The organism is Kitasatospora sp. NPDC042419, from assembly GCF_056437345.1.
The window spans coordinates 191,643-218,262 of the sequence record NZ_JBWKAW010000009.1; the positions used below are offsets into that span (position 1 = coordinate 191,643).

The 26,620-nt window shown below is 75.0% G+C and carries 24 protein-coding genes; 12 read left to right on the top strand and 12 right to left on the bottom strand.

The annotated features are described in order from the left end of the window. Positions 1 to 2 precede the first annotated feature (2 nt). The 3 genes from AC067J_RS19705 to AC067J_RS19715 form a co-directional block, all read right to left on the bottom strand. Positions 3 to 1,460, bottom strand: a complete 1,458-nt coding sequence (locus AC067J_RS19705) for an MFS transporter (protein WP_478300823.1) — start codon at positions 1,458 to 1,460, stop codon at positions 3 to 5. A 416-nt stretch (positions 1,461 to 1,876) separates the two neighbouring features. Continuing rightward, complete coding sequence (locus tag AC067J_RS19710; protein WP_478300825.1) at positions 1,877 to 3,046, bottom strand: acyl-CoA dehydrogenase family protein; 1,170 nt, start codon at positions 3,044 to 3,046, stop codon at positions 1,877 to 1,879. Between the two features lie 99 nt (positions 3,047 to 3,145). Beyond that, a complete protein-coding gene (locus AC067J_RS19715; protein ID WP_478300827.1) occupies positions 3,146 to 4,702 on the bottom strand; it encodes an acyl-CoA synthetase in 1,557 nt (518 codons plus the stop codon). A 115-nt stretch (positions 4,703 to 4,817) separates the two neighbouring features. On the opposite strand from AC067J_RS19715, the gene AC067J_RS19720 reads away from it, so the two are divergent. The 3 genes from AC067J_RS19720 to AC067J_RS19730 all read left to right on the top strand — a co-directional run bounded on the left by AC067J_RS19720 (position 4,818) and on the right by AC067J_RS19730 (position 8,424). After that, on the top strand, positions 4,818 to 5,444 hold the full coding sequence (locus tag AC067J_RS19720; RefSeq protein WP_478300829.1) for a TetR/AcrR family transcriptional regulator: 627 nt from the start codon (positions 4,818 to 4,820) through the stop codon (positions 5,442 to 5,444). Positions 5,445 to 5,569: 125 nt separating this feature from the next. Beyond that, positions 5,570 to 6,760, top strand: coding sequence for a serine hydrolase domain-containing protein (locus AC067J_RS19725; RefSeq protein ID WP_478300831.1), 1,191 nt, complete (start codon positions 5,570 to 5,572; stop codon positions 6,758 to 6,760). 332 nt (positions 6,761 to 7,092) lie between these two features. Next, complete coding sequence (locus AC067J_RS19730; protein WP_478300833.1) at positions 7,093 to 8,424, top strand: globin domain-containing protein; 1,332 nt, start codon at positions 7,093 to 7,095, stop codon at positions 8,422 to 8,424. A 97-nt stretch (positions 8,425 to 8,521) separates the two neighbouring features. Here AC067J_RS19730 and AC067J_RS19735 read toward each other — a convergent pair whose 3' ends face one another. Further along, a complete protein-coding gene (locus tag AC067J_RS19735; protein ID WP_478300835.1) occupies positions 8,522 to 9,955 on the bottom strand; it encodes a selenium-binding protein SBP56-related protein in 1,434 nt (477 codons plus the stop codon). Positions 9,956 to 10,275: 320 nt separating this feature from the next. Next, positions 10,276 to 11,235: an alpha/beta hydrolase gene (locus AC067J_RS19740; RefSeq protein ID WP_478300837.1), complete on the bottom strand. Its 960-nt coding sequence runs from the start codon at positions 11,233 to 11,235 to the stop codon at positions 10,276 to 10,278. A 122-nt stretch (positions 11,236 to 11,357) separates the two neighbouring features. Here AC067J_RS19740 and AC067J_RS19745 point away from each other — a divergent pair, with 122 nt between their 5' ends. After that, on the top strand, positions 11,358 to 12,242 hold the full coding sequence (locus AC067J_RS19745; RefSeq protein WP_478300839.1) for a spermidine synthase: 885 nt from the start codon (positions 11,358 to 11,360) through the stop codon (positions 12,240 to 12,242). A gap of 140 nt (positions 12,243 to 12,382) precedes the next feature. After that, positions 12,383 to 13,228, top strand: a complete 846-nt coding sequence (locus tag AC067J_RS19750; RefSeq protein WP_478300841.1) for a class I SAM-dependent methyltransferase — start codon at positions 12,383 to 12,385, stop codon at positions 13,226 to 13,228. A gap of 56 nt (positions 13,229 to 13,284) precedes the next feature. On the opposite strand, the gene AC067J_RS19755 is transcribed toward AC067J_RS19750, so the two are convergent. Both AC067J_RS19755 and AC067J_RS19760 read right to left on the bottom strand, forming a co-directional pair. Continuing rightward, positions 13,285 to 13,536, bottom strand: a complete 252-nt coding sequence (locus tag AC067J_RS19755) for a DUF4235 domain-containing protein (protein ID WP_478300843.1) — start codon at positions 13,534 to 13,536, stop codon at positions 13,285 to 13,287. Positions 13,537 to 13,665: 129 nt separating this feature from the next. Beyond that, positions 13,666 to 14,586, bottom strand: a complete 921-nt coding sequence (locus AC067J_RS19760; RefSeq protein ID WP_478300845.1) for a Rieske (2Fe-2S) protein — start codon at positions 14,584 to 14,586, stop codon at positions 13,666 to 13,668. 428 nt (positions 14,587 to 15,014) lie between these two features. On the opposite strand from AC067J_RS19760, the gene AC067J_RS19765 reads away from it, so the two are divergent. Continuing rightward, a complete protein-coding gene (locus tag AC067J_RS19765) occupies positions 15,015 to 15,791 on the top strand; it encodes a DedA family protein (RefSeq protein WP_478300847.1) in 777 nt (258 codons plus the stop codon). A 157-nt stretch (positions 15,792 to 15,948) separates the two neighbouring features. Beyond that, on the top strand, positions 15,949 to 16,848 hold the full coding sequence (locus tag AC067J_RS19770; protein ID WP_478300849.1) for a Gfo/Idh/MocA family protein: 900 nt from the start codon (positions 15,949 to 15,951) through the stop codon (positions 16,846 to 16,848). A gap of 150 nt (positions 16,849 to 16,998) precedes the next feature. On the opposite strand, the gene AC067J_RS19775 is transcribed toward AC067J_RS19770, so the two are convergent. After that, complete coding sequence (locus AC067J_RS19775) at positions 16,999 to 17,490, bottom strand: hypothetical protein (RefSeq protein WP_478300851.1); 492 nt, start codon at positions 17,488 to 17,490, stop codon at positions 16,999 to 17,001. Between the two features lie 165 nt (positions 17,491 to 17,655). On the opposite strand from AC067J_RS19775, the gene AC067J_RS19780 reads away from it, so the two are divergent. Continuing rightward, positions 17,656 to 18,063, top strand: coding sequence for a hypothetical protein (locus AC067J_RS19780; protein ID WP_478300852.1), 408 nt, complete (start codon positions 17,656 to 17,658; stop codon positions 18,061 to 18,063). 115 nt (positions 18,064 to 18,178) lie between these two features. Here AC067J_RS19780 and AC067J_RS19785 read toward each other — a convergent pair whose 3' ends face one another. After that, positions 18,179 to 19,267 (bottom strand): hypothetical protein, encoded by a 1,089-nt coding sequence (locus tag AC067J_RS19785; RefSeq protein WP_478300854.1) that lies wholly within the window; start codon positions 19,265 to 19,267, stop codon positions 18,179 to 18,181. A gap of 271 nt (positions 19,268 to 19,538) precedes the next feature. Here AC067J_RS19785 and AC067J_RS19790 point away from each other — a divergent pair, with 271 nt between their 5' ends. From AC067J_RS19790 to AC067J_RS19800, 3 genes are all read left to right on the top strand, one after another. Next, a complete protein-coding gene (locus tag AC067J_RS19790; protein ID WP_478300855.1) occupies positions 19,539 to 20,576 on the top strand; it encodes a phosphotransferase family protein in 1,038 nt (345 codons plus the stop codon). Positions 20,577 to 20,579: 3 nt separating this feature from the next. Further along, positions 20,580 to 21,791, top strand: coding sequence for an acyl-CoA dehydrogenase family protein (locus AC067J_RS19795; RefSeq protein WP_478300857.1), 1,212 nt, complete (start codon positions 20,580 to 20,582; stop codon positions 21,789 to 21,791). A gap of 168 nt (positions 21,792 to 21,959) precedes the next feature. After that, positions 21,960 to 23,261: an alpha/beta hydrolase family protein gene (locus tag AC067J_RS19800; RefSeq protein ID WP_478300859.1), complete on the top strand. Its 1,302-nt coding sequence runs from the start codon at positions 21,960 to 21,962 to the stop codon at positions 23,259 to 23,261. 37 nt (positions 23,262 to 23,298) lie between these two features. Here the strand turns inward: AC067J_RS19800 and AC067J_RS19805 are convergent, their stop codons facing one another. After that, positions 23,299 to 23,727, bottom strand: a complete 429-nt coding sequence (locus AC067J_RS19805; protein WP_478300861.1) for a winged helix-turn-helix transcriptional regulator — start codon at positions 23,725 to 23,727, stop codon at positions 23,299 to 23,301. A gap of 127 nt (positions 23,728 to 23,854) precedes the next feature. Here AC067J_RS19805 and AC067J_RS19810 point away from each other — a divergent pair, with 127 nt between their 5' ends. Then, positions 23,855 to 24,757 (top strand): NAD(P)H-binding protein, encoded by a 903-nt coding sequence (locus AC067J_RS19810; RefSeq protein WP_478300862.1) that lies wholly within the window; start codon positions 23,855 to 23,857, stop codon positions 24,755 to 24,757. A gap of 118 nt (positions 24,758 to 24,875) precedes the next feature. Here the strand turns inward: AC067J_RS19810 and AC067J_RS19815 are convergent, their stop codons facing one another. Both AC067J_RS19815 and AC067J_RS19820 read right to left on the bottom strand, forming a co-directional pair. After that, positions 24,876 to 25,853, bottom strand: a complete 978-nt coding sequence (locus AC067J_RS19815; RefSeq protein WP_478300863.1) for an NADPH:quinone oxidoreductase family protein — start codon at positions 25,851 to 25,853, stop codon at positions 24,876 to 24,878. After that, positions 25,850 to 26,617, bottom strand: a complete 768-nt coding sequence (locus AC067J_RS19820) for an SDR family NAD(P)-dependent oxidoreductase (RefSeq protein WP_478300996.1) — start codon at positions 26,615 to 26,617, stop codon at positions 25,850 to 25,852. The genes AC067J_RS19815 and AC067J_RS19820 overlap by 4 nt, the downstream gene beginning before the upstream one ends. Positions 26,618 to 26,620 lie beyond the last annotated feature (3 nt).

Here is a 26,620-nt window from a genome sequence, read left to right on the forward strand (position 1 = left end):
CGTCACGGGCGCCTGTCCTTCTCCGGACCGGGCCCGGGCCTCACCCCCGTGCCCGGCTCCGCTCCCGTGCCCGCCCCCGTGCCCGGCTCCGTCCCCGGTCTCACCCCCGCCACGAGACCGGCCCCCGATCCCAGTCCCAGCCCCAGCCCCAGCCGTCGGGCGTCGTGTTCGGGGCGGATGGCGATGACGGCGAGCGCCCCCGCCACCGTCATCACGAGCGCGGCCAGGAGGAAGGCGGTGCGGTAGCCCGTACCGGGAGCGTCCGCGGTGTCGAGGAGACGGCCGGTGAGGTACGGGGCGAGGAGCCCGGGGAGCGTGCCGGTGGCGGCGACGATGCCGAAGAGGGCGCCGCGCTGGGCGGTGGGGACGACCTCGGCCGCGGTCATGTAGTGCAGCGGGATGGCGACGGCGACGGTGCCGAAGGCGAGCCCGATCAGGAGCAGGCGGGGGAGGGCGGCGTCGGTGAAGGGGAAGGCCGCCATCGCGCAGCCCGCCACGCAGACCGCCCCGCCCTGGGCGGCACCGCTCGACCGACGGCTGGACACGCCACGGGACTTCAGCGCGTCCATGAGCGGGGAGACGGTCAGCAGGAGGACGAGGCTGAAGGCGGAGACGGCGCTGATGGTGGTGGCGGCGGCCTTCGGGCTCATGCCGAGTTCGGTCCGCAGGTAGGCGGGGAGCCAGGCCTGGCTGAGGGAGAGGGCCCAGGCGGCGCCGAAGGCACTGGAGATGCTGCCGAGCACGGTGCCGGTGGTCAGCAGCCGGCGGTAGGGCAGCCGGCGCGGGGCGGAGCCGGGTGCGCCGTCCGAGGTCGGGGTGGCCCGGGTGTGGTCGAAGGGGCCGTCGTGGCCCACGCGCCACCAGATCAGGCCCCAGAGCGCGCTGACGACGGCGAGGGCGGCGAAGGCCGAGCGCCAGCCGAAACCGGTGATCAGCCAGGTGAGCACGGGTGCCGCGATGAGCGTGCCGAGGGCGGCGCCGCCGATCTGCAGGGCCGAGGGCAGGCCGCGGCGGTTCGGGGGGAACCACTTGTACAGCGCGTGCATGGACATGGACGCGGCGGGACCCTCCGCGGCGCCCAGGAGGGAACGCCCCGCGATCAGTGCGGGCACGGTGGCGGCGAACAGGACGGGCAGCTGGGCGACGGCCCACAGCAGGGTCATGGCGAACAGGAGCATCCGGCTGGAGATCCGGGTGGAGAGGAAGCCGATGAGGAGGCCGGAGAGGCTGAAGAGCAGGGAGAAGGAGCTGGAGACCAGGCCGTAGGTGCTGTTGTCCATGTCCAGCTCGTCCATGATCGGGACGGCGGCGAGGCCCAGGACGGACTTGTCGGCGAAGTTGACGACCATGAAGGCCACGATCATGGCGGTGATCAGCCAGGCACGGCGGCGGTCGTACGGGGGGTCGGTGGCCGCGTCGCCGGTGCGGTCGAGCGGGGGCGCGGTGGGGTGGGGTGCCATGGGTGACTCCTGCGGGTGGGGGTGGAGCAGGGGGTCGTGACGCGGGCGGCCCGTCGTGGGTGCGGGGCGGACGGCACCGGGCAGGGGCGGGGCAGCCGCGACGGGGCAGCGGCGGCAGAGCAGCGGCGCCGGGACGGCGGCGCGGCCGTGCGGGCGGGTGCGGTCGCGCGTGGTCGCGTGCGGGGCCGCGGTGGTCCGGTTCGGGCGGCCGCCGGGACCGCCGGCCCACCAGGCGTACGGGTGGCGGCGGCCCCGGCGCGCGGCCCGGCGTGCGGGACGGGTGCTCGTCGGCGGAGCTCCGGGACGAGCCGTCGGAGGCGGGCCTCGGGCGGCGTCCGGCGAGGGACCCCGGGAAGGGAGCCCGGGGAGTCCGGGGACCCCGGGGAGTTCGGCGAAGGCGCCCGGAGGGCGTCCCGTCAGACGAGCGCCTTGACGATGGCGTTCTTGTGGATCTCGGTGGTCCCGGTGACGATCCGGAACATCCGCAGCGTGCGGAAGATCTGCTCGACCTCGTGACCGCGGGTCAGGCCGGCCTTGCCGTGGATCTGGACGGCCTGGTCCGCGACCCGGAAGCACGCCTCGGAGGCGAACAGCTTGCACATGTTGGCCTCCACCGAGATGTTCGCACCGCTGTCGGCGCGGGCGGCGGTGGCCGTCACCATGGAGCGGGCCGCGTAGATGTCGGTGGCCATCTCGGCGAGCTTGTGCTGGATGGCCTGGAGGGCGAGCAGCGGCTGTCCGAACGCGATCCGGGTCTTGGAGTGGGCCACGGAGAGGTCCCAGGCGCGCCGGGCGGCGCCGATCAGCGAGGGGCAGTGGAGCAGCCGGTTGAGGGTGATGCGGCCGATCCCGATGCGCAGGCCCTCGCCGATCCCGCCGAGCAGGTTGGCCGCCGGGATCCGGCAGTCCTCCAGGAGCACATCGCCCTCCATCTGCTGTCCGGACATGGGGACTTCGCCGTCGAGGACCCGGCAGCCGGGGGTGTCGAGGTCGACCAGGAAGGCGCTGTACGACTCCTCGGTGCCGGCCATCCGGGCGACGACGATCGCGAAGTCCGCGAAGGGCGCGGCGGAGCTGAAGACCTTGTGCCCGTTGAGGACGTAGCCGTCGCCGTCGGGGACGGCCGTGGTGGTCATGCGCCGGACGTCCGAGCCGGCGTCCTGCTCGGTGAGGGAGAAGCAGCAGGCGCGTTCGCCGCGGATCACCGGCAGGAGGTAGCGCTCCATCTGGTAGTCGGTGGCGTACTTCACGACGGCGCCCACGCGCAGCGGCCCGCCCAGGTCGCCGAGGACGGAGTGCGAGAGCGCGGCCCCGGAGGCCGTCAACTCCTCCTTCAGGGCGCACAGTTCAGTGAAGCTCAGGCCCTGGCCGCCGAGCTCCGGTGGCAGGCTGATGCCGTAGAAGCCCAGCTCGGTGCTGCGCTTCCAGACGCGTTCGAGGGTGGCGCGGTCGAGCTTGCTCTCGGGGGTGATGCCGTGCTCGCGTTCGAAGGGGATCAGCTCGTCCGTGAGGTAGCCGCGCAGTCGGACGACGAGGTCCTGGAGCCGGGGGTTGTCCTCGTAGGAGGGGGTGAGGGTGTAGGGCACGGGGCGGGTCCTGTTCCTGTCTCGGTGCGTGGTGCTGTGCGTGGTGCTGTGCGCGGCGCCGGTGGAGGTGCTGTTCGCGGGGCGCGGGGCGGGCGGGGGTCAGTGGACGCGGCGCTCGGCGCCCGCCCAGTACGGCTCGCGGATCGCGCGGCGGTCGATCTTGCCGTTGGGGTTGTGGGGCAGGGCCGCGACGAAGTCCACGGAGCGGGGCTTCTTCATGCGGGCCAGTCGCTCGGCGCAGAACTCCACGAGCTGCGCCTCGGTGAGCGCGGCGCCGTCCCGGGGGACGACCACGGCCTTGACCGCCTCGCCCCACTGCTCGTCGGGGACGCCGACGACGGCCGCCTCGTAGACGTCCGGGTGCTGGTGGAGGACGGATTCCACCTCGACCGCGTAGATGTTGAACCCGCCGGAGATGATCATGTCCTTCCGGCGGTCGACGATGAAGACGTAGCCGTCCGCCCGGCGGCGGGCGAGGTCCCCGGTCAGGAACCAACCGTCACGGAAGGACTCGGCGGTCAGCACCGGCTCGTTGTGGTAGCCGGGGACGACGTCGGGGCCGCGGACGGCGATCTCGCCGATCTCGCCGTCGGGGACCGGCTCACCCGTCCCGTCGACGATCCGGACGTCGGCCTCGGCGAGCGGGCGCCCGCAGGACAGGAGCAGTTCCTCGTCCTCGCCGTCGATCGCCCGCCGGTGGTCCTCGGTGGAGAGGAACAGCACCCCGGAGGTGGTCTCCCCGCACCCGTAGCCCTGGGAGAGCACGGGGCCGAACAGGTCCCAGGCGGCGCGGATCCGGGCCGGCGACATCGGCGCGGCGCCGTAGACCAGTTGGCGCAGGGTGGAGAGGTCGTGGTCGCGGGCGCCCGGGAGCGCGAGCACCGTGTTGACCATGGTCGGCACGACGAAGGCGTGGGTGGCGCGCTCCCGTTCGACGGTGGCGAGGAACTCCGCGGCGTCCCAGCGCGGCAGGACGACCGCGCAGCCGCCGGCGAAGAAGATGCCCATCAGGGGCATGCCGGAGGCGTGGGTCACGGGGCCGGCGAGGATCTGCCGGTCTCCCGGGCCGACCCGGGTGTCCGCGTTCATCACCGACTTTCGCATCAGCGCCAGCCGGTTGCCGTACGTCTGGACCGCCGCCTTGAGCCGGCCGGTGGAGCCGGAGGTGAAGTGCAGGACCGCGGTGTCCTGCTCGTCGCACTCGACGTCGACCGGCTCGCGGACGGTGCCGGCCAGCGTCTGCGCGTAGCCCGGGCCCAGGTCGTCGGGACCGTCGTAGCAGAGGACGGTCTTCACGCTCGTCCCGGGGACGGCCGCGCGGGCCGTCGCCAGGTGGCCGGCGTCGGCGAGCAGGACCTTGGCCTCGGACTCGCGGAGCAGGTGGGCCACCTCGGCGTCGCCGAGGCGTGCGTTGACGGGGGCCCGGGCCAGTCCGGCCTTGTACAGGGCCACTTCGGTGACGACCAGTTCGGCGCGGTTGGCCGCGAGCGTCGCGACCCGGTCGCCCCTGTCCAGCCCCAGCTCGCGCAGTGCGGTCGCGAGCCGGTCGCTCTGGTCGTCGAGTTCCGCGTAGGTCATCCGGACCGAGCCGCAGACCACGGCTTCGGCGCCGGGTCGATGGCCGGCCGTCCGGCGTACGTACCGCCCGAGGTTCATGGCACCTCCACTGATATTCCGAACTCTGTGTTCGGAAAGTAGTTTGGTGTCCGGCAACCTAAAGGCAGCGTTAGGGTCAGGTCAACGGTCCGGACCAGAAGGAAACGATGTGGACATGAAGCCCGCAGGAGACCGCCGCGTCCGCCGGACGCGCGCCGCGCTGCGCCGCGCCCTGGTGGAGCTCGCCCTGGAGAAGGGGTTCCAGGCGATCACGGTCGAGGAGATCACCGAGCGGGCGGACGTCGGCCGCGCCACCTTCTACGCGCACTGCCGGGACAAGGAGGACCTGCTCGTCGGCATCGTCCGCGACCTCGCCGAGGACCGCGAGCGCCTGCTGCCGGCGGTGCTGCAGGCGCACGCCGAGGGCTTCACCGGGCTGCCGGTGAAGTACATCTTCGAGCACGCCGCGCAGGAGCGGCCGGTCTACCAGGTGATCCTGCGGGGCGAGGGCGACGGGCGGGCGCTGCGCGAGTTCACCGAACTCATCCGGGCGCACGCCGAGGCCGCGTTCCGCGCCCGCGCCGCGCAGCTCGGGGCGACACCGCGGATCCCGCTCGACCTGGTCGCGCGGGCGTGGACCGGCGAGCTGATCGGCGTGCTGTCCTGGTGGGTGGAGAACGACACCGGCTACAGCGCCGCCGAGATCACCGCCCACCTGCGCGACCTGTCCGTCTACGGGCGCGTGTGGGCCACGGGGCTGGCGCCCTCGGACGCCCCGGGAGCCCTGGACCTGGCGCCGTAGGGCCGGCTGCCGCGGCCGCGGGGCCCGTTCCTCCCTCCGTGCTCCGGCCGACTCTGGTCGATTTACCGAACACGATGTACGGTAACGACCCCGGAAGGCACGCATGAGAAGAGCGGAGCTGTCGCATGACCGCCATGCCCCCCTTGTCCGACCTGGCCTGGGCCCGCGGATTCACGGATCCGGCCTGGGCCCGCCGCCACACGACGTCGGGCCGGGAGACCGTTCCGAGCCGTAGTGTCTGGCGGGGCCGCGGCCGGCCCGGGGACCTGCCCGCGGCCCCGGACGGCGCCCTCGACGGCCTCGCCTTCACCGGACCGCAGGGCCGCACGCTCGGACTCGGGCAACTGCTCGCCGAGGCCGAGACGGACGCCCTGCTGGTCCTGCACCGCGGCACGCTCGTCCACGAGCAGTACCTGCACGGCTACCAGCCCCACGTGCCCCACTTCAACGCCTCGGCCGCCAAGTCCTACCTGGGGCTGCTGGCGGCCGTCCTCATCCACGAGGGGCGGCTCGACCGCGGCTCCGAGGTCGTGAAGTACGTCCCCGAACTCGCCGGCACCGCGTTCGGGGACGCCACGGTCGACCACCTCCTCCACATGGGCACCCGGCTGAGCTACGCGGGCCGCCGCTACGACAAGGCGCTCGAAGCCCAGCGCTACTTCGCCGTCCTGGCACCCCAGTTGAGGCCGTTCGGCTACGCCGGGCCGGCCACCATCCGCGAACACCTCGCCACCGCCCGGGCGACGGGCGCACCCGGCGCCGAGTTCCGCTACGAGAACGGCAACGTCGAGGCCCTCGCCGAAGTCCTGCGCCGCGTCACCGGCACCACCACGTCGGCGCACCTGTCCGACACGATCTGGTCCGCGATCGGGGCGGAGGAGGACGCCTACTACATCCTCGACTCCGAGGGGACCGAGGCCGCCTGCGGCGGGTTCAGCGCCACCGCGCGCGACGTGGCCAGACTCGGCGAGATGATCCGCTGCGGCGGCGCCGTCGGCGACCGCCAGGTCGTCCCCGAGGCCGTCGCCTCGACCATCGCGTCGGGCGTCCCGGACGGCTACCCCCGCCGCGTCCGGTTCCCCGCCGCACCCGCCGACGCGCCGGCCACCCTCTCGTACCACGACCTCTGGTGGATCCCCAACGACCCGTACGGCTCCTTCATGGCGAGCGGCATCCACGGCCAGCGGCTCTTCATCTCGCCCGCGCTGGACCTGGTCGTCGTCCACTACGCCTCCCAGGTCGTCTCCCCGGCCGTCCCGCAGGTGCCCCTCGTGCAGGCGTTCCTGGCGATCGGCCGACACCTCGACGGCCGGTAGTGCCCGCTCGGCCGGAGCCGGAGCCGGAGCCGGAGCCGGAGCCGGAGCCGGGGTCTGCCGCGGCCCGTGGCCCGGGGTGCGCCGTGGCCCGTGGCCCGGGTGGGCCGGGAGTCCCTTTTGCGGCGGGGCGGTGGGGCCGGTGGTCCCGGGTGGACGGGGACCACCGGCCCTGTCCCGCACCGCGTGCCCGGCCGTCTACTGGACCGGACGCCGACCCCGGGCCGCCGCCTGCCCGGAAACGGCCCGGGGTGGGCCGGGAGGCGCGGGACGCCGTCGGTGAGGTGAACCGGCGTCATCCGTCAGGTGACTGACGAGTAGTTAGGCTTCCGGGCATGGAGATCAGCAGCACCACCACCGAGTACGACCGGTTGATCGCGCGCCACCACGCCATGCGCCTCCGCCGGCAGATCCTCGCGCCGGCGCCGTCCCTCCTGGACTCCTTCCCCGCCTCCGGCGCCGGACCGCGCGCCGGCGCCGCAGCACCGGATGCCCCTCACCCCGCGGCGAACGGGGCGGACGGGGCGTACGACGGGGCGTACGACGGGGCCGCCGATCAGCGGCTGATCGTGCGCAGCCTCGGGCTGGTCACCCCGTTCGCCGACCTGATCGACCGCCTCTACGCGTCCATGTTCCGCCGCCGCCCCTACCTCCGGGCGCTCTTCCCGGACTCGATGGAGTTCCAGCAGGCCCACCTGGAGCGGATGTTCGACTACCTGGTGGAGAACCTGCACCGCCCCGCCCAGCTGGCCGCCACGCTCACCCAACTCGGCCGCGACCACCGGAAACTGGGCGTCCGACCGGTGCACTACCAGGCCTTCGAGGAGGCACTCTGCGAGGCGATCCGGCAGCGGGCCGGATCCCGGTGGAGCCCCGGTCTGGAGGCCGCCTGGGTGCGGATGCTGCGGTTCGCGGTCGAGGCGATGGTGGCCGGCGCCGAGTCCGCGCTCACCGAACCCCCGTACTGGCACGCCGTGGTGGTCGGCCACGAGCGCCGCCGCCCCGACCTCGCCGTACTGCGGGTCCGCACCGGCGAGCCGTACCCGTACCGGGCCGGGCAGTACGGGTCCGTGGAGCACCCGCTGCGGCCGCACACCTGGCGCCAGTACTCGATGGGCTGTGCGCCGCGCGGGGACAACGAATTGGAGTTCCACGTGCGCCGGACCGGCCCGGGCGGTGTCAGCGAGGCGCTGGTCGAGTACACGGCCGTCGGTGACCGGCTGCGGCTCGGGCCGCCGCGCGGCACCCTGATGCCGGAGGACGACAGCAGGGACCTGCTGCTGGTGGCCGGCGGCACCGGGCTCGCCCCGATGAAGGCGATCGTCGAGCAGCTGGTCGAGCACCGCCCGCGCGGCCGCCGGGTCCACCTCTTCGTCGGCGCCCGGGCCAGGGCCGACCTCTACGACTGGCCTTCGCTCGCCGAACTCGGCGGCCGCAAGCCCTGGTTGGAGCTCGTCCCGGTCGCCGACGACGAGCCGGCCGGGCGTACCGGCCGCGACCCGGGCCGCCGGCTCGCCGAGACGGTCGGCCGGGCCGGCGACTGGTCCGAGCACCTGGCCTGCGTCAGCGGCCCGGCCGGGCTGGTCGACGAGGTCCGCACCCGGCTGGCCGCCGACGGCCTGCCGGCGAGCCGGATCCACCACGACCCGGTCCTCGGCCGGGTCTGACCGCCGCCGGGTGCCCGCCGGGGCCCGCGGTTGCCCATCATGTCCGCCGGTGCCGCCGGTCGGCCGGACGGCCCGCCGCTGCTGCTACCGCTGCCGCTTACCGGTAGCAGTAGGAGTCCGAGGAGGCGTCCCCGCCCGCCAGGTGCGTCTGGTGCACCCGCAGCCCGCGGAACTCCTCGCCGTGCGGGAAGAACCGCTGGTCCACGGTCAGCCCGCCCGCCTCCGGATCGGCGTCCAGCTTGACGATCCACGGCTCGATGCCGTCCGGGTAGAACTGGTCGTCCCACGCCCCGTACAGCGAGTTGGTGACGTAGAGCCGTCGGCCGTCCCGGCTGATCTCGACCATCTGCGGCGCCCCGCTCAGCGGGCGGCCGGGCTCGGCCGGGTGCGGCGTGCGGGCCGCCACGCCGCCGAGCCGCACCGAGGCGGTGAGCCGCGGGTGGAAGGGGTCCGACACGTCGTACTGGAACAGCTCGCCGGTGCCCCAGGCCGAGACGTACAGCCAGCGGTCGTCGACCGACAGGTTGATGTCCGTGACGAGCGGCGGCACCGCGCCGAACGGCTGGAGCGCCGGAGGCAGGTCCTCGGCCTTGGCCTCCTCGGCGGGTATCTCGATCACCTTCCGTGCCGTGAACGCCTCACCCTGCCGGTACCAGAGCCAGACCGACGCGGAGAGGTCCTCGACGTTGGTGACCACCCCGGCGAACCCCCACTCCGCCTGCGGGTCGTGCGCCGGACGCAGCTCCAGCACCATCTGGTACTGGTCGCCGAAGTCGATCCGCTGCAGGTGCCGCCCCGAGTCGAGCTCCCAGAAGTGCAGCGCGTGCCCGTACTTGCGGCCCAGCAGCAGCTCCGGCACGATGCCGTCCTCGACCATCCACGGCGTGCCCCACTCGCTGGTGATGCCGACGTTGGTCCCGAGGTGCCACCACACGTCGTAGGCGAAGTTCTGCGGCCCGCGCTCGGTCTCCCAGGGGCGCAGCACGTCGAACGTGGTGTGGTCGAGCAGCGCCACCCCGCCCGGCCCGTCCGCGCCCTCCGCCGCGCCGAGGCAGGAGAGGAACACGCCGTCCGGCCCGCAGTGCAGCGTGTGCGGGCGGGAGTAGCCCGCTCTCGCGGCCAGCTCCTCCGCGGCGACCGTCTTCACCAGCCGAGGCCGCACCGGGTCCGGCCGGGTGTCGAGCACGTGCAGCCGCGACGACCGCAGCCCCGGGAGGAGCAGGTAGCGCCGCTCCGGGTTCTCGTGGCAGGCGTGCGCGAGCGCGCTGGAGCAGGCGTTCCACCCGAAGTGGTGCAGCTCGTCGCCCACGCCCGGCATCGGCGTGAAGTTGAGGACCCGCCCGTAGCTCGGCGACTCCGGATCGGTGTCGACGGTGATCAGTGCGTCCGGCTGCTGGGCCGACCGGTCGAATCCGGCGACGTAGGCGAGCCTCTCCGGTGGCGCGGCGATCGCCTCGGCGGGCGTGCGGTAGAGGGAGGGATCGCTGTGTCCGTCCTGGTGGTCGTCCTGCGGGCCGTGTCCATGCGGCATGCTGGCTCCTCAACTCGCCTTCTCGGCAAGGGAAGTGACAGGGGCCCGGGTAGCCTTCCACAGAATCACGGGCGCACAGCAGGCGCACGGGGGAGCGGGCGGGGGGTATTCCCGTGGCATGGGCTCCGCCATCCGGACGGCCGCGGTCCGCCGACCGGCGCCCCGCCGCACCCGGGCGGGTGCGGCGGCGGCGTTCCGGGTCGGCGGACCGCAGGGGGACCGGCGCACGGCGCGGGTCGGTGCACGTCGGGGACCGGCGCACGGCGCGGGTCGGCGAAGGTCGGAGGACCGCACGCCGTGGGGCGGCGCGCCACCGTTGCTCAGTGCACGGCGAGCGGGAAGTAGGCGCCGAGCCAGCGGTCCAGCTCGGCGAACACCTGGGTGCGGGCCGTCTCGCCGGAGAGGACGAGGTCGTGCATGCCGCCCTTGATGCGCACGATGGTGACGTGGCGGCCCAGGTGGGGCCCGGCGGCGGCGATGTCGTCGGCGCGCAGGATGGCGTCCGCGTGGTGCAGGGCGTTGTGCCAGCGGGTGGTCGAGATCGAGGCGGTGGAGGCCATCAGCAGGATCGGGACGTCCACGCCGGCGCCGCGCCGGACCTCGCGGTGGCCGCGCTGGATGGCGGCGAGCCAGCCGGCGAACAGCGGGACGCCCTCGGCCGGCTTGAGGCGCAGGTCGAAGTCCCACTCGCCGCGGTGGTCGCGGTGCAGGCTGTGCACGTAGTGCGGGTTGAGGGCGGACGGCAGCACCCGGGTGGGGGCGAAGCGGCCGAGCGCCTCCAGGGCGGGCGCGCCGAGGGTGCGCACGGCGGGCGCGGCCGGCATCGACAGGAACGGGCTGTTGAGGAACAGCCCGTCGACCAGCCCGCGCCCCGCGCGGCGCCCGGCCCAGAGCGCGGCGATCAGCCCGCCGGTGGAGTGGCCGTTGACCAGCAGCCGGGTGTGCCCGTCCAGCTCCCGGATGATCCGGACCGCCTCGTCCAGCTCCTCGTCGTAGGTGACGAGGTCGCGGACGAAGTTCGGCGAGTGGTGGGCGCGCAGCGAGCGGCCGTACTTGCGCAGGTCGAGCGCGTAGAAGGAGAAGCCCGCGGCGACGTAGTGGTCGGCGAGGTGGGTCTGGAACCAGTAGTCGTTGTAGCCGTGGATGTAGAGGACGGCCTGGTCCGAGCCGGGGACCAGCCGTCGGACGAGGGTGGCGGAGACCTCGCCCTCCTCGTCCGGGCGGAGCGGAATCTCGACGGCCTCGTACGGGGCACCCAGGATGTCTTCTCGGAACTCCATGTCCAGTCGCACCCAATCTCTGCTCGGTATCGCTGCGGTGTCGCCGCCTCGGGAGCACCGACGATACCGGCCGGTAGCCTCGGGCGTGACGACGACTCGGACGGGCCGCCTATGCTGCCGTCATGCCCGAGATGCCCGACACGCCCCGACCGCCCGAGCACGACGACCCCGTACCGGTCGTACGGCGGACCGACCTCGGGCAGGCCAGGCTGATGCCCGACATCGACCACGACGGCGGCTGGCTGCTCACCCTGGACGACACCCCGCAGTCCTACGTCGACCTCGGCGACCCCACGCACCTGGAGTTCGAGTACACCCGGCGGCTCGGCCACCTGGTGGACGCGCTCGCCCCGGCGGGCCGGCCGCTGGACGTGCTCCACCTCGGCGGCGGCGCGCTGACCGTCCCCCGCTACCTGGCCGCCACCCGCCCCGGCTCCCGCCAGCGCGTGGTCGAGGTGGACGGCCCGCTGCTCGCGATGGTCGAGGAGCACCTGCCGTGGCACGGGCCCGGCGCCGACATCACGACCGTGGTCGGCGACGCCCGGGCTGCGCTCGCCCAGGCCGCGCCCGGCTCGCTGGACCTCGTCGTCGCCGACGTCTTCCACGGCTCGCGGACCCCCGCGCACCTCACCACCGTGGAGTTCCTCCGGTCGGCGGCGGCCGCGCTGCGCCCCGGCGGCTGCTACGCCGCCAACCTCGCGGACGGCCCGCCGCTGACCTTCGCCCGGGCCCAGGCGGCGACGGTCCGCGCGGTCTTCCCGGAGGTCTGCCTGATCGCCGAGCCGCCGGTCCTGCGCGGGCGGCGGTACGGCAACATCCTGCTCCTCGGCTCGGCCGGGCCGCTGCCCGTCGCGGACCTCACCCGGCGGCTGGCCGGCGACGTCTTCCCGGCCCGGCTCACCGACGGTGCGGACCTCGCCGCGTTCACCGCGCGCACCGCTGCGGTGACCGATGCCACCGCGACGGACTCCCCGCCGCCCCCGGACGGGGCGTTCAGCGTCGGCTGAACGCGCGCCCGGCAGAAACGCCGGCGCACGGAGGGCCGCAACGGCGCGCCGGGGCGCAGGGCGCCCGGTTCGCGCCCCCGGCGGTGTCAGAATCGGCGGGTCCGTCCAGCGGGCCGAGGACGCAGAGGAGCGACCGAGTGATGAACAGCGTTGAGCGGCCGGACCTGACGGCGATCCCCGAGACCGCACTGTGGACGCTCTACCAGCGCGCCGCCGAGGCCCGCCGCCCGGACGCGGTACTGCGCGACCCCAAGGCCGTCGAGCTGGTCGACCGGATCGACTACCCCTTCGCCGACCGCTTCGGCACCAGCGCCGTCCAGGCCCAACTGCAGGCCCTGCGGGTGACCTGCTTCGACCGCGAGGTCGCGGACTTCCTCGCCCGGGAACCGCGCGGCACCGTGGTCTGCCTGGGGGAGGGACTGGAGACCCAGTACTGGCGGGTCGACAACGGGCGGGCCCGCTGGCTCACCGTCGACCTGCCCGAGGCGGTGGCGCTGCGCGAGCGGCTGCTGCCGCCCGGCCCGCGCCAGCGCTACCTGGCCGCCGACGCCACCGACCTGGCGTGGGCCGACGAGGTCGACCGCGACCGCGGGGTCCTGATCACCGCGCAGGGCCTGCTGATGTACCTCCCGCCCGCCCGGGTGCGGGCCCTGATCGCGGGCTGCGCCGAGCGCTTCCCGGGCGGCTCGCTGGTCCTGGACGCCGTGCCGCGCTGGTTCGCCCGGCTCGCCGCGAGCGGCAGGATGCGCACCCGCGGGTACCGGGCGCCCGCGATGCCGTGGGCGATGGACGCGGGCGAGCGCGCCAAGCTGCGCACCGCGAGCCCGGCCGTGTCCGCCGTCCGCGACGTCCGCCCGGCCGCCGCCCGCGGCCTCGTCGGCGCGCTGCTCCCGCTGGCCCTGACCGTCCCGCCCCTGTCCACCCACCGCCCCTCCGTCACCGTCCTGGACTTCGCCGCGCGTGCCGAGCGGCCCGCGCGGCCGTAGGGTCCGCGCGGCCGTCAGGCGGGTCGGGCGCCGGTCGGGCGTGGGTCAGGTATGGGTCAGGTATGCGTCAGGCGCCGGGCGCCGGCGGCGCCGCCGCGATGGATCGCGGCCTTGACGAGGGCGAAGACCGCTCCTTGCAGGGCGGCGGCGGTGAGTACTTCCGTCCAGGTGCGGTCCCGGTCGGTGGCCTGCGGTGCGTCGTCCTTGTGACCGAGGAGGGCCCAGAGGCGTCTGAAGACGGCGCTCGCGACGATCCCGCCGAGGGCGCCGAACACCAGGCCGAGCGGTTTGTAGAGGATCGTGACCATCGTGATCTCCTCGCGGTGCGTGGCCGCCGTGGCCGGGCGGGTGCCTTGCGTCTGTCCGGCCACGGCCCGGCCAATCCGCCGGCGGCGGATCGACCTGCGGCCGGACGGGGAGGAGACCGGCGGTCGGGCTCAGCCGACGTCGGGCAGGCGCGCTTGAAGGTTGCCGTCGCCGTCCGTGCGGGTGGCGAAGCGCGGCTGCGGGGCCGTGGCCGGGCCGTCGACGTTCCAGCCGTCGGACAGGCGGAACACGCTGCCGTGCCAGGGGCAGGTCACGCAGCCGTCGGCGACCTCGCCCTCCGAGAGGGGGCCGGAGGCGTGGCTGCACCGGTCGGCCAGCACGTGGAACACGTCGGCGGATTCGCGCACCACCAGCACCGGCACCTCGCCGATCGTCCGGCGCGCTGCCTCGCCGGTGGTGAAGTCCTCGGTGCGCCCGAGCGTGTGCCAGCCGGGCTCCACCACGTGGGGAACGGGTTCCGTCTTGTTCGCGCCGGCGGCCTGCCGGTAGGCGAGGTGGCCACCGACCGCGGCCCCGCCGGCGACCGCCGTGAGCCCGGCGAGGCCGATTGCGCGCCCCAACCGGTGCCGGCCGCACGAGCGGGCCGCCCAGGACGCGCCGTGCAGGCCCACCGCGGTCACCATCGACGCGGCGTGCAGCAGACCGGTACGCCTCTGCCGTTCGTGCTGCTCGGCCCAGTCGACCCACCCCGTCAGCGCGGCCGGGGCGGCGGTGACGACGCCGGCCGCGACGAGGAGGCGCGCGGCGCGCTCCGAGCCGGGCACGAAGTCGAGGAGGGCAGCGGACGTCCACGCGCCGACCGGCAGCTGGACGAGCGCCGGGTGCAGCGGGTGGCCCAGGGGCCGGCCGTGCAGCACGTCGCGCAGCCGCCCCAGCGGCAGGCCCTGGACGGCGCGCCTCAACGGTTCGGTGACGGTGTCGAGCTCCGGTGCCCCGCCCAAGGCGTCGAGTGCCTTCAGAGCCCGTACTCCGATGCTGTCGCCGTCGGCGGAGCGGGCGGCGGCGGTCACGCGCGCGATGAGGGTTCCCATGGGGACAACGCTGCCCGCACCGCCGCACCGGCGCGGCGCGGGCTGAGCCGGACGGCGTAACCGCTCTCCGGCCCCGACGTTCCGGGGAGCGGCCGCCTCGGCCGTCGTGGAGGACACCGCCGAACCAGCCCGGGGCCGGGGGCTGCCCCGCGGAGGTGGTGACGGGATTCCGGACGGTGCGGCGGCGCGCCCCGGTGCCCGGATCGGGTGGGGTGGGGGCACCGGTGACGCCACTGGAACCGCCGCAGGTCGTCGCACGTCGTAACCAGGGGTGATCGGCCGGGGGGACAGGCCGCCCGGCACGTTAGGCTGCCTTCTCGGGGAGCGGCCTGGTGCCGCCATTCGGACGACTGTCGAGACCGGCGCGCGGGCTGCGGATACCTGACCGGGCCTGCCGTGAGTCTCGTCCTGCCACGGAGGTACTGGTCTTGCTGCACATCGACGCCTGGATCGAGGGCGTGCCACCGGGCGCGGTGTACGCCCTCGTAGGTCTGATCATCGGGCTGGAGTCGCTGGGCATCCCGCTCCCCGGCGAGATCGCCCTGGTGTCCTCGGCGCTGCTCGCCGCCCGCGGCGTGGTCAGCCCCGTCTGGGTGGCGGTCTGCGCGATCCTCGGCGCGATCATCGGCGACTCGATCGGGTACTCGATCGGACGCAAGGGCGGCAAGCCGCTGTTCGAGAAGCTCGGGCGGCGGTTCCCCAAGCACTTCGGCCCGGACCACCTGGCCAGCGCCGAGCGCTCCTTCCAGAAGTGGGGCATGTGGGCCGTCTTCTTCGGCCGCTTCATCGCCCTGCTGCGTATCTTCGCCGGGCCGCTCGCCGGCGCGCTCAAGATGCCGTACTGGAAGTTCCTGATCGCCAACGTCCTCGGCGGCATCGTCTGGGCCGGCGGGACGACCCTGCTGGTCTACCAGGTCGGCAAGGTCGCCGAGCAGTGGCTGTCGAAGTTCTCCTGGATCGGCCTGCTGCTGGCCGCCCTCGGCGGCGCCTTCTCGGCCTGGCTGATGAAGCGCCGCGCCGCGAAGGCGGCACAGGCCCGCAAGGAGGAGGACGCGGCGAACGGTACGGCCGCGACCGGGGCCGAGACCGCGGACGCCACGACCGGGGACGCCACGACTGCGGACGCCCCGGCGGCCGAGCGCGGGAACGGCGGGGTGTCGACCACCGCTGCCGCGGCCGCTCCGGCGGCACCCGCCACGGACTGACCCGTCGGTCAGGGCCGCCGTCGCCCCACCCCGGGCGGCGGCGGCCTTCGCACGACCGGGCACGACGGCAGTGCACGGCAGGCTGCACACGGCACACGGCACACAGCACGACAGAGCACGACAGAGCACCGACGCACCACCGAGGAGCGAGACCACCATGCGCATCGGACTGCTGGGTACCGGACCCTGGGCGGAGCGGGTCCACGCACCCGTCCTGGCGGAGCACCCCGCCTTCGAGTTCGCGGGCGTCTGGGGCCGCCGCCCCGAAGCCGCCGCCGCCCTCGGAGCGCAGCACGGCGTCCCCGGCCACACCGACCTCGACCGGCTGCTCGCCGAGGTCGACGCCGTCTCCATCGCGCTCCCCCCGACCGTCCAGGCGGACCTCGCCGTCCGCGCCGCCGAGGCCGGCTGCCACCTGCTGCTGGACAAGCCCGTCTCGCTCACCGTCCCCGACGCCCGCCGGGTGGTCGAGGCGACCGGGCGCAACGGCGTCGCCTCGGTGGTGTTCTTCACCGTCCGCTTCGGCGGCGACCAGATCCCGTGGATCGAGGAGCAGGCGGCCGCCGGCGGCTGGTTCACCGGCCGCTCGGACTGGCTCGGCTCGGTCTTCGCCCCGGACTCCACCAGCCCGTACGCGGCCTCCGCGTGGCGCAAGGAGAAGGGCGCGCTCTGGGACGTCGGCCCGCACGCCCTCTCCGTGCTGCTCCCGGTCCTCGGCGACGCCACCTCCGTGACCGCCGTGGCCGGCCCGCTGGACACCGTCCACCTCGTGCTGCGCCACGTCGGCGGCGCCTCCAGCACCCTGGCGCTCAGCCTCACCGCCCCCGTGGCGGGCGGCGGCACCGGAATGGAGCTCCGCGGCGAGGCCGGCACCGTCCACCTCCCCGAACGCGGCGAGGGGCCGATCGCCGCCCTCCACCGCGCCCTCGACGCCCTCGCCGACGCCGCCCGCACCGGCGAGCCGCACCCCTGCTCCGCGGCGTTCGGCCTGCGGACCGTGGAGGTCCTCGCCGCCGCCGAGCGCTCCCTCGCCGAGGGCGGCACGGTCGAGGTCTGACCGCCGGGCCGGTCGCCCGTCTCCCGCGCCGCGAGCGCCGAACCGCAGCAGCGGTCGGCGCTCGCGGCGTACGGGACGGGACGCGATGCGACGGGATGCGACGGGCCGGACGCGGGGATGCCGAGCCGCGCAAGCGAAGAACCGGCGGGTTCAGATCCGGTGCGCCGGGTGCCGGGCGTTCCAGGCGTCGAGGAACGCCGCCCGCTGCTCATCGAGGCTCACGACCTCCCCCGGTGGCGCCGGTGCGAAGATGTCGACGGTCTCCTGGACCCCGACCCCGACCCCGTCCCCGTCCCCGTCTCCCGGGCGACGGACGTACGCCTGCCGTCCATGGGTGAACTGGCGCAACTGCCCGGAAGGGCGGACGTCGGGGCGGGCGCCCTGGCAGCAGAGCAGCCGGCCCTCCCGTTCCAACTGCCGCCGGCCCTGGGCGAGGCAGTCGAGATAGTCGGTGCCGCTGACCTCGGTGAGCGAGTCGGCGTCGAGGAGCGCGATGCGTGCGGTGGACGAGTCGCCGATGCGGATGGTGACGGGCCGGAGGAGACCGCCCGCGTCCACGGTCCGAAGATCCACCTCCTGGCTCCATATCGACGGGGGAGCGCTGTCGGTACGGGTCTCGTCCTGCTCGGACCGGCTGTTCATGCCCACATGGTCGCCGAAGGCGGCCGGTTCGGGGAAGCGGACGAGCGGAAGGGGGCGCGTCCTCGACGCCGCCGCGCGAGCCCGTCGGGTGCGCCTGTCGGGTGCCCGGTGGGCATCCACCGCCCCGCACGCCGGTGGCGGGACGCTGGTGCGTGGGGTCGGCGCATGACGCACAGCCACCGGACGTTCGGGAATCCGCCGGCGCTGCCCCAGCGGGAAGTCCTGGCCGCCCTGGAACGCGCGCTCGCCGACCCCGGGCAGGAATCGGCGGCGGCCGACGCCTTGGTCGGAACAGCGCTCGCGGACGACGACCGGGCGTTCATCGAGCGCTGCTGCCTGGAGGTGGGGACGCGGGCGGTGGCGGGGAGTCAGCTGCTGGGGCCGGCCGGTCTCTGCCTCGGGCACACCGCCCGCAGGTTCGGGCGCCTCGGCGACCGTTCGGTCGCGCTGGCCGAGGCGCTGGCGGCACGGGCGGAGGCGGACCCGGCGGACGTGGACGGGCGGGCCCTCGACGGGTTGGGCGACATCCGCCTCTACCTGCGCCGCACGCGCGCCGGAAGCGCGGGCGAGTAGCGCGGGCGGGCCCGGGTCCGGTCCCGAGCGGGCGGGATCCGCACTGACGGGCTTATGGGCCGATGGGCCGATGGGCCCGGGTCGGGTCCGGCCCGGCGGCCCGAGCCCCCGTCCGTCAGGCTCTGCCCGGGCGGCGGTCGGCGGGGCGGGCCGGGGGGACGGACGGGGCGCGGAAGTCGCGGGGGCCGGTCCACAGGGCGGGGACGGCGTCGCTGCGGCGGGCGAGTTCGTAGGCGAGCTGCTCGTAGTTGACGCGCCATCCGTGGAAGTGCGGCCAGGCCTCGGCGGCGGGGCGCTCGTGCGGGAACCCGGCGGCGACGATCATGGCCACGGCGGCGTCGAACTCGGTGAAGCCCAGGCGGATCGGCGCCTCGGGGGACGGGTCGGGGTCGAAGCCGATGCGCAGGGAGCGGCCGATGTCGCGCATCGCGGTGAAGCCCGCCCGCAGCACGAGCCGGGCCTCCGGTGGGGCGCTGCGCGGGGCGACTGCGAGGTGGATGGCGGCGGCGTCCATGACGGCGGTCAGGCCGACCACCCAGCTGCGGTCGGGCTGCGGAGAGCGGAACGAGATGAGCACGGGGTAGTTGGAGTGGCTCTCGCCGAGGTCGGCGGCGAGGCGCTCCCAGTCGCGGTAGAGCTGGGGGAGCGCGGTCTCGGTGTCGACCAGGGACTGCCGGGCGAGCAGCTCCGGACCCCAGGCGGGTTCGCCGGCACGGGACTGAAGGAGCGTCACCTCCAGCTCGCGCCGGTTGTAGGCGGAGTACAGGGTGGGCAGGTAGGCGATCAGCAGGGCGATGGTCAGGGGGCCGCTGGCGGCGGCGAGGAAGTCGATGGCGGAGAGGTGGAGCCGGTCGCCGCTGGCGAAGCCGAGCGTCAGCAGGCTGGAGCCGGCCTCCCGGAAGGAGACGGACCAGTCCAGCTGCGAGGTGCCGTGCAGTATCAGCGTGTAGGCGGTCAGCATGGCGCCGAGCCACACCCCGAGCATGCCGAGCAGCATCAGCGGTGCGAGCCAGGTCTGCACCCGGTCCTGCGCCCGGTAGGTGCCGAACGGGGTCGCGATCAGGCGCAGGACGGTCCGCAGGACCCGCCAGAGGCGGTGCACGAGGGCGGAGTACAGGCCGCGCGGGACGACCAGCGTGCGCAGGATGCTGCCGATGGTGAGCAGCAGGAGCAGCACGCCGGCCACGGTGTGGATCAACCTCATGGGGCTCATTGTGACGGGCGGGTGGGATTGACAGGTGAGCGCGGTCGGCTGAATGCTAAGCAAGCGCTTAGTCAGTGGATGCGGGAAGGAGCCGGCGGCGGTACGGCCGCCGACGAGGAAGCCACCCGGAGGACCGGACCGGGAGGCCGGCTCGGAACACCGGCCCGGAAGACCCGGCCGAGAAGAGCCCGCCGGAAGAACCCCGAGAAGACCCGACGAGAAGACCCGACGAGAAGAACCCGCCGAGAAGAACCCGACGAGGAGAGTGCCCGTGCCCGACAACCCCGCCGACCCGCCCGGGCTCGACCTGGCGCGGCTGCGCGCCCACCTCGGCCGGGTGCTCCCGGGCACCGTGGACGGCCCGCTGCGCGCCGAGCTGATCGAGGGCGGCCGCTCCAACCTCACCTACCGGCTCACCGACGGCGCCTCCGACTGGGTGCTGCGCCGGCCGCCGCTCGGGCACGTCCTCGCCACCGCGCACGACATGGGCCGCGAGCACCGGGTGATGAGCGCCCTGCGCGACACCGGCGTGCCGGTGCCCGCCACCCTCCACCTCGACCCCGGCACCGACGTCCTCGGCGCCCCCTGGTACCTGATGGCGTACGTGCCCGGCACCGCGCACCGGGACGCCGCACCGCTGGCCGTGCTCGGCGAGGGGCGGGTCCACGGCATCGGCGTGGCGCTGGTGGACACCCTCGCCGCGCTGCACCGGATCGAGCCGGCGGCCGTCGGGCTGGCGGACTTCGGCCGCCCGGACGGCTACCTGGAACGGCAGTTGCGCCGCTGGTCCACCCAACTGGACGCCTCGCGCAGCCGCGAGCTGCCTGGCATCGACCGGCTGCACGAGCTGCTGGTCACCCGCCGGCCCCTCTCGCCGGCCCCGGCGCTCGTCCACGGGGACTACCGCCTGGACAACGTGCTGATCGACGGCGAGGACCGGATCGCGGCCGTCCTGGACTGGGAGATGTCCACCCTCGGCGACCCGCTCACCGACGTCGGCCTGCTGGTGATGTACACCCAGCTCGCCGGCGCCGGGGGCGGCCTGATCCCCGCCGCCGCCACCGCCCCGGGCTTCCCGCCGGCCGGCGAGCTGGCGGCCCGGTACGCCGCGGCGACCGGCCGGGACGCCGCCGACCTCGACTGGTACGTCGCCTTCGCCTCGTACAAGCTCGCGGTCGTCGCCGAGGGCATCCACTACCGGTTCCGGCAGGGCAGCACCCTCGGGGCCGGGTTCGAGCGGGCCGCGACCATGGCGCCCGTCCTCGTCGAGCACGGCCTCACCACCCTCGAAGCCCCCCAGGAGCGCTGACCGATGGACTTCGCCCACGACGCCCGGACCCTCGAACTCGTCGAGCAGCTGACGGAGTTCATGGACCGCCACGTGTACCCGGCCGAACCCGTGCTGGCCGCGCAGCTCGCCGACCCGGCGCGCCCCGCCTGGACGGTCCCGCCGGTCGTCGCCGGCCTCCGGGCGGAGGCGAGGAAGCAGGGCCTGTGGAACCTCTTCTTCCCCGGCGAGCAGGGCGCCGGCCTCACCAACCTCCAGTACGCCCCGCTCGCCGAGATCACCGGCCGCAGCCCCCAACTGGCCCCGCCCGCCCTGAACTGCGCCGCGCCCGACACCGGCAACATGGAGCTGCTCGCCCGGTTCGGCACCGCCGAGCAGCGCGAGCGCTGGCTCGGACCGCTGCTCGAAGCCGAGATCCGCTCCGCCTTCGCGATGACCGAGCCCGACGTCGCCTCCTCCGACGCCGCCAACATCGCGACGCGCATCGAACGCGACGGCGACGACTACGTGATCAACGGCCGCAAGTGGTACATCACCGGCGCGATGAACCCCGACTGCCGGATCCTCGTCGTGATGGGCCGGACCGACCCGGACGCCGAGCCGCACCGCCGGCAGAGCATGATCCTGGTGCCGCGCGACACCCCGGGCGTCACCGTCCGGCGCGGGATGACCGTCTTCGGCTACGACGACGCCGACCACGGCGGGCACGCCGAGATCCACTTCGAGGACGTCCGCGTCCCCGCCGCCAACCTGATCGGCGAGGAGGGCTCCGGCTTCGCCATCGCCCAGGCCCGGCTCGGGCCCGGCCGGATCCACCACTGCATGCGGGCGATCGGCACGGCCGAGCGCGCCGTCGAGCTGATGTGCCGGCGCACCCTCGACCGGACGGCGTTCGGCCGGCCGCTCGCCGAACAGGGCGTGGTCCAGGACTGGATCGCCGAATCCCGCGTCCGGATCGAGCAGTTGAGGCTGCTGGTGCTCAAGACCGCCTGGCTGATGGACACCGTCGGCAACCGCGGCGCGCACACCGAGATCCAGGCCATCAAGATCGCCACGCCGAGCACCGTCGAGTGGATCCTCGACAAGGCCGTCCAGGCGCACGGCGCGGCGGGCGTCGGCCAGGACACCCCGCTCGCGCAGCTCTGGGCCGGCAACCGCACGCTCCGCCTGGCGGACGGGCCGGACGAGGTGCACAAGCGGTCGCTGGCCCGGCGGGAGCTGCGGCGGTACCGCTGAGACCCGGCGGGCCCACCGGGGCTCCGCCGGGGCCACCCGGTGTCATACCCGGGTAGCACCCCGAGGGTTGGCACCGCGGTATGACGTCCACGCACCACCCGGCCCGTACTGTCTCCGGTACGGGCCGGCCGGTCGGCGGCGGGCGTACGAACGGGGAGCTGGGCAGCCATGCGCAAGCGGGGACAGGGGCGGGGCACGCGGACGGGGATCGCCGCCGTGCTGGTGGCGACGGCGGCGACGGCCGTCCTGGGCGCGGGGGCGACGGCCTCGACCGCGGCGGCGGCGCCCGCCGTGACGGAACGCCAGGCCCGCGCCTGGCTCCCGCAGCCCACCGGGCCGTACGCCGTCGGGACCACCGCGCTGCGCCTCACCGACGTCGGGCGGCAGGACCCGTGGCAGCCGAACCGGGCCCGCGAGCTGATGATCAGCCTCTGGTACCCGGCCACCCGCGCGGTGTCCGGTGGCGAGGAGCCGGCCCGCTACATGGAGCCGCGCGCGGCCGAGCACTTCGGGAGCCCGGCCGGCGCCGCGGTCTTCAACTACGGGACGGAGCCCGGCCGCACCGACTGGTCCGGGGTCCGCACGCACGCCCGGCAGGACGCGCCCGCGCTGCCCGGCGCCGGCCCGCGCCCGGTGGTGCTCTACTCGCCCGGGCTCGGCGACCCCCGCACCTGGGGGACCGGGCTGGTCGAGGACCTCGCCTCGCGCGGCTACGTCGTCGTCACCGTCGACCACACCTACGACGCCTCCGAGGTGGCCTTCCCGGGCGGCGGCGTGGCCGCCTCCGTGTTCCCGAGCATGCTCGGGCAGCCCGGCCTGGACATCGGCGCGCTGCTCCGCAAGGCGCTGGGCACCCGGGTCGACGACACCCGCTTCGTCCTGGACGAGCTCGGGGCGCTGCGGACCGACGGCCGCCTGCCGGCCGCCCTCGCCGGCTCGCTGGACCTGAACCGGGTCGGCATGGTCGGCCACTCGGCCGGCGGGTTCACCGCCGCCCAGACCATGCACGACGACCCCCGGATCAAGGCCGGCGTGAACATGGACGGCCAGCTGCACTTCCCCGGCCCGGACGGCACGGGGGTGCACCTGAGCAGCGTCGCCGAGGACGGCCTCGACCGCCCGTTCCTGCTGATGGGCACCGGGAGCCCGGACTCCGGCGACTACCGGAACCAGCCCGGCTGGGCCTCGTTCTGGCAGCACACCCGGGGCTGGAAGGCCGACGTCACGCTGACCGGTTCCCGGCACGGCTCCTACACCGACGCGCAGTCCCTGCTGCCGCAGCTCGCCCGTCAGGGGGCGGTCTCCGCGGACGCCGTGCGGGGCGACGTGGGCGAGGTCCGTCCCGAGCGCGCGGTGCTCGCCACCCGCGCGTACGTCGCCTCGTTCCTCGACCGCTGGCTGCGCGGCCACGACGACCACCTGTTGGACGGGCCTTCGCCGAGGTTCCCGGAGATGCAGTACGCGCGCTGACCTCCTCCGCGCACCCGCCCGCCTCGGGCCCCGGGCCCTAGCGGATCTCCGAGTCCGGGTTGGCGGTGTCCCACTCGCGGCGTGACTCGACGATCGAGTCGTGGTGGTCGTAGGACCAGTCCGCCATGGCCCGGATCAGGTGGGTCAGGCTGTGGCCGGTCGGGGTGAGCTCGTAGTCCACCTGCGGGGGGACGGTGGGGTGGACGGTCCGCGACACCAGGCCGTCCCGCTCCAGCCGGCGGACCGTCAGGGTCAGCATCCGCTGGGAGATTCCCGGCACGGCGCGCTGGAGTTCGCGGAACCGCCGGACGCCCTTGGCGAGTTCGACGACGACCAGGACCGACCACTTGTCGCCGAGCCGGTCCAGCAGACCGCGGATGCCGCAGTCCACGCCGTCCTCGCACCAGACCACCGGACGGGAAGTGGCCGGGGTCGGGGTGGTTACCGCGGTGTGCCCCACTGACATGCAAGTGCCTCCTTACGCCGAATGCCCAGGTTATCGAGGATGGGGGCAGTGCAGGGCGCGGCGGCGGACCGCCCGCCCGGGGCGGACCGACGGTGTCCGTCGACGGCTTCTCGCGTGTGGAGGAATCATGCTTCTCGTCACCGGTGTCAACGGTGGTCTGGGCTCGCTGGTGCTGGAGCGGCTGGCCGGGTCGTCGGCCGGCGGTGCGGTCGACCCGGACAGTGCGGTCGGCCCGGACGGTGCGGTGGCCGGCGTGGTGGCCGGGAGCCGGGACCCGGAGCGGGTGCCCGCACTGGGCATCCCGGTCCGGACGGTGGACTTCGACCGGCCGGAGACCCTCGCGGAGGCCTTCACCGGTGTGCGGACGCTGCTGCTGATCTCGGCCGGCTACGGGGAGGACGACGTGGTGATCGCCCGGCACCGGGCGGCGATCGAGGCGGCCGAGCGGGCCGGCGTCGAGCACGTCGTGTACACCAGCCTCTCCGGTGACGGCGACCACCTCGCCTACGCGCTGGCCCACCGCTGGACCGAGCGGCGGCTGCGCGCGTCGGCGACGTTGCGCTGGACGATCCTGCGCAACGGCCTCTACGCCGAGCTGCTGGGCGCGCTGGCGGCGCCGGACGGGGACGGGGTGATCACCGCCCCGCTGGGCGAGGGCCGGCTGGCGGCCGTGGCGCGCGAGGACCTGGCCGAGGTGGCGGTGACGGTGGCGCTGGCGCCGGCCGGGCACGCGGGGCGGGTCTACGAGCTGGTCGGCGAGGAGGCGGTGGGCGGGGCGGACGTCGCGGCGGCGCTGAGCCGGGCCGGGGACCGGCCGGTCGAGTACCGGCCGGGGACCCTCGCCGAGGTGCGGGCGGCGGTCGCGGCCTCCGGGGCGGCGGCGTTCCAGGTACCGATGGCGGCCGGCACGTACTCGGCGGTCGCGCACGGCTTCCTCGAAGGGCCGGGCGGGTCCGGGGACCTCGCGGCGCTGCTCGGCCGCCGCCCCCGCCCGGCGCTGGAGGTCATCGCCGCCGGCGCCGCCCACTGAGGGTCGGCCCGTGGGGGCGCGGCCGGCCGGGCGGGATCGGGTGGACCGGGACCGCCTGGACCGGGACACCGGCGGCCAGGGGCCAGGGGCCGGGGGTCAGGGGCCAGGGGGTCAGGGGTCAGGGGGTCACCACCAGCCGTCCGGTGGTGGTGCCGTCGGCGACCCGCTGGACGGCGTCGGCCGCCGCCGCGAGCGGCAGGCGGGCGCTGACCAGGGGCCGGACCGCGCCCTCGGCGGCGAGCGCGGTCAGCTCCTCGTGGGCGGCGCGGACGGCCCGCGGGTCGTGGGTGTTGTAGAGGCCCCAGTGCAGGCCGAGGATGGTGTAGTTCTTCACCAGCGCGTGGCTGAGCGGGGGCTCCGGGATCCGGCCGCCGGCGAACCCGACCACCACGATCCGGCCCTCGAAGGCGACGCAGCGGGCGGAGCCGGTGTACGCCTCGCCGCCGACGGGGTCGAAGACCACGTCGGCGCCGCGCCCCCCGGTGGCCTTCTTGACGGTGGCGACGAAGTCCTCGGCGGTCCGGTCGATCACCAGGTCGGCGCCGGACCCGCGGGCCGCGGCGGCCTTTCCGGGGCCGCCGACCACCGCGATCACCCGTGCGCCGGCCGCCCGCCCGAGCTGGACGGCGGCGCTGCCGACCCCGCCGGCCGCCGCGTGCACCAGCAGCGTCTCCCCGGGGCGCAGCGCGGCCCGCCGGTGCAGGGCGAACCACGCGGTCTGGTGCCCGATGTGCAGGGCGGCCGCCTCGGCGTCGTCCAGCGCCCCGGGCGCGCGGAAGGCGGCGGCCGCGTCCAGCAGGGCGTATTCGGCGAACGCGCCGTGCGGCAGCACCGGGGTGCCGATCACCCGGTCGCCGGGGCGCCACGGGCCGGCACCGTCGACGACTTCGCCGCACAGCTCCACGCCGGGCGTGAAGGGCAGCGGTGGGCGCACCTGGTACTGGCCGCGCGCCATCAGGGCGTCCGGGAAGTTGACGGCCGCCGCCCGCACCCGGACCAGCAGCTGCCCCGGGCCGGCGACCGGCCGCGGGACGTCCCCGGCGAGCCGCATGACCTCGCGTGGTTCGCCCAACTCCCCGACCTGCCAGGCCCTCACAGCGCCCCGCTCCTTTCGAGTCCCTGCTGGAGCCGGTTCATGCCGGCCAGCCAGCGGTCCGGGTCTCCTGCCCGGACGGCGGTGTACTCCGCGACCTCGGGGTGTGGCAGGACGAGGAAGCGGTCGGCCGCCAGCCCGTCGAGCAGTGCCTCGGCGACGTCCTCGGCGTCGAGCGCGGTGGGTGCGAGCAGCGCCTCGCCGACCGGGCCCGTGCCGTCCAGCATGGCGGTGCGCACGCCCTGCGGGCAGAGTGCGTGCACCCGCAGGCCGCGGTGCCGGTAGGTGGCGGACAGCCACTCGGCGAAGGCGAGCGCGCCGTGCTTGGAGACGGCGTACGGGGCCGAGCCCAGCATGGTGAGCAGTCCGGCGGCGGAGACGGTGGCGACGAAGCGTCCGGCGCCGCGCTCCAGCCAGCGGGGGAGGAGGAGTTCGGCGGCCCGGACGTGGGCCAGCACGTTGACCTCCCAGGCGGCGGCCCAGGCGGCGGGGGGTGCGTCGGCGCCACCGGTCGGGGCGACGCCCGCGTTGGCGCACCAGACGTCGATCTCGGCGCCGTGCCCGGCGAGTGCGGTGCGGGCCGCGTCGACCAGGGCGGCCAGCCCGTCCGCGGTCGCGGCGTCGCCGGGGGTGGCGGTGCCGGCGCAGTCGGCGGCGACCGCGCGGGCGGCCCCGGCGTCCAGGTCGTTGACCACCACGTGGGCGCCCGCGGCGGCGAAGGCGCGTGCCACGGCGGCGCCGATGCCGCGTCCGGCGCCGGTGACCACCAC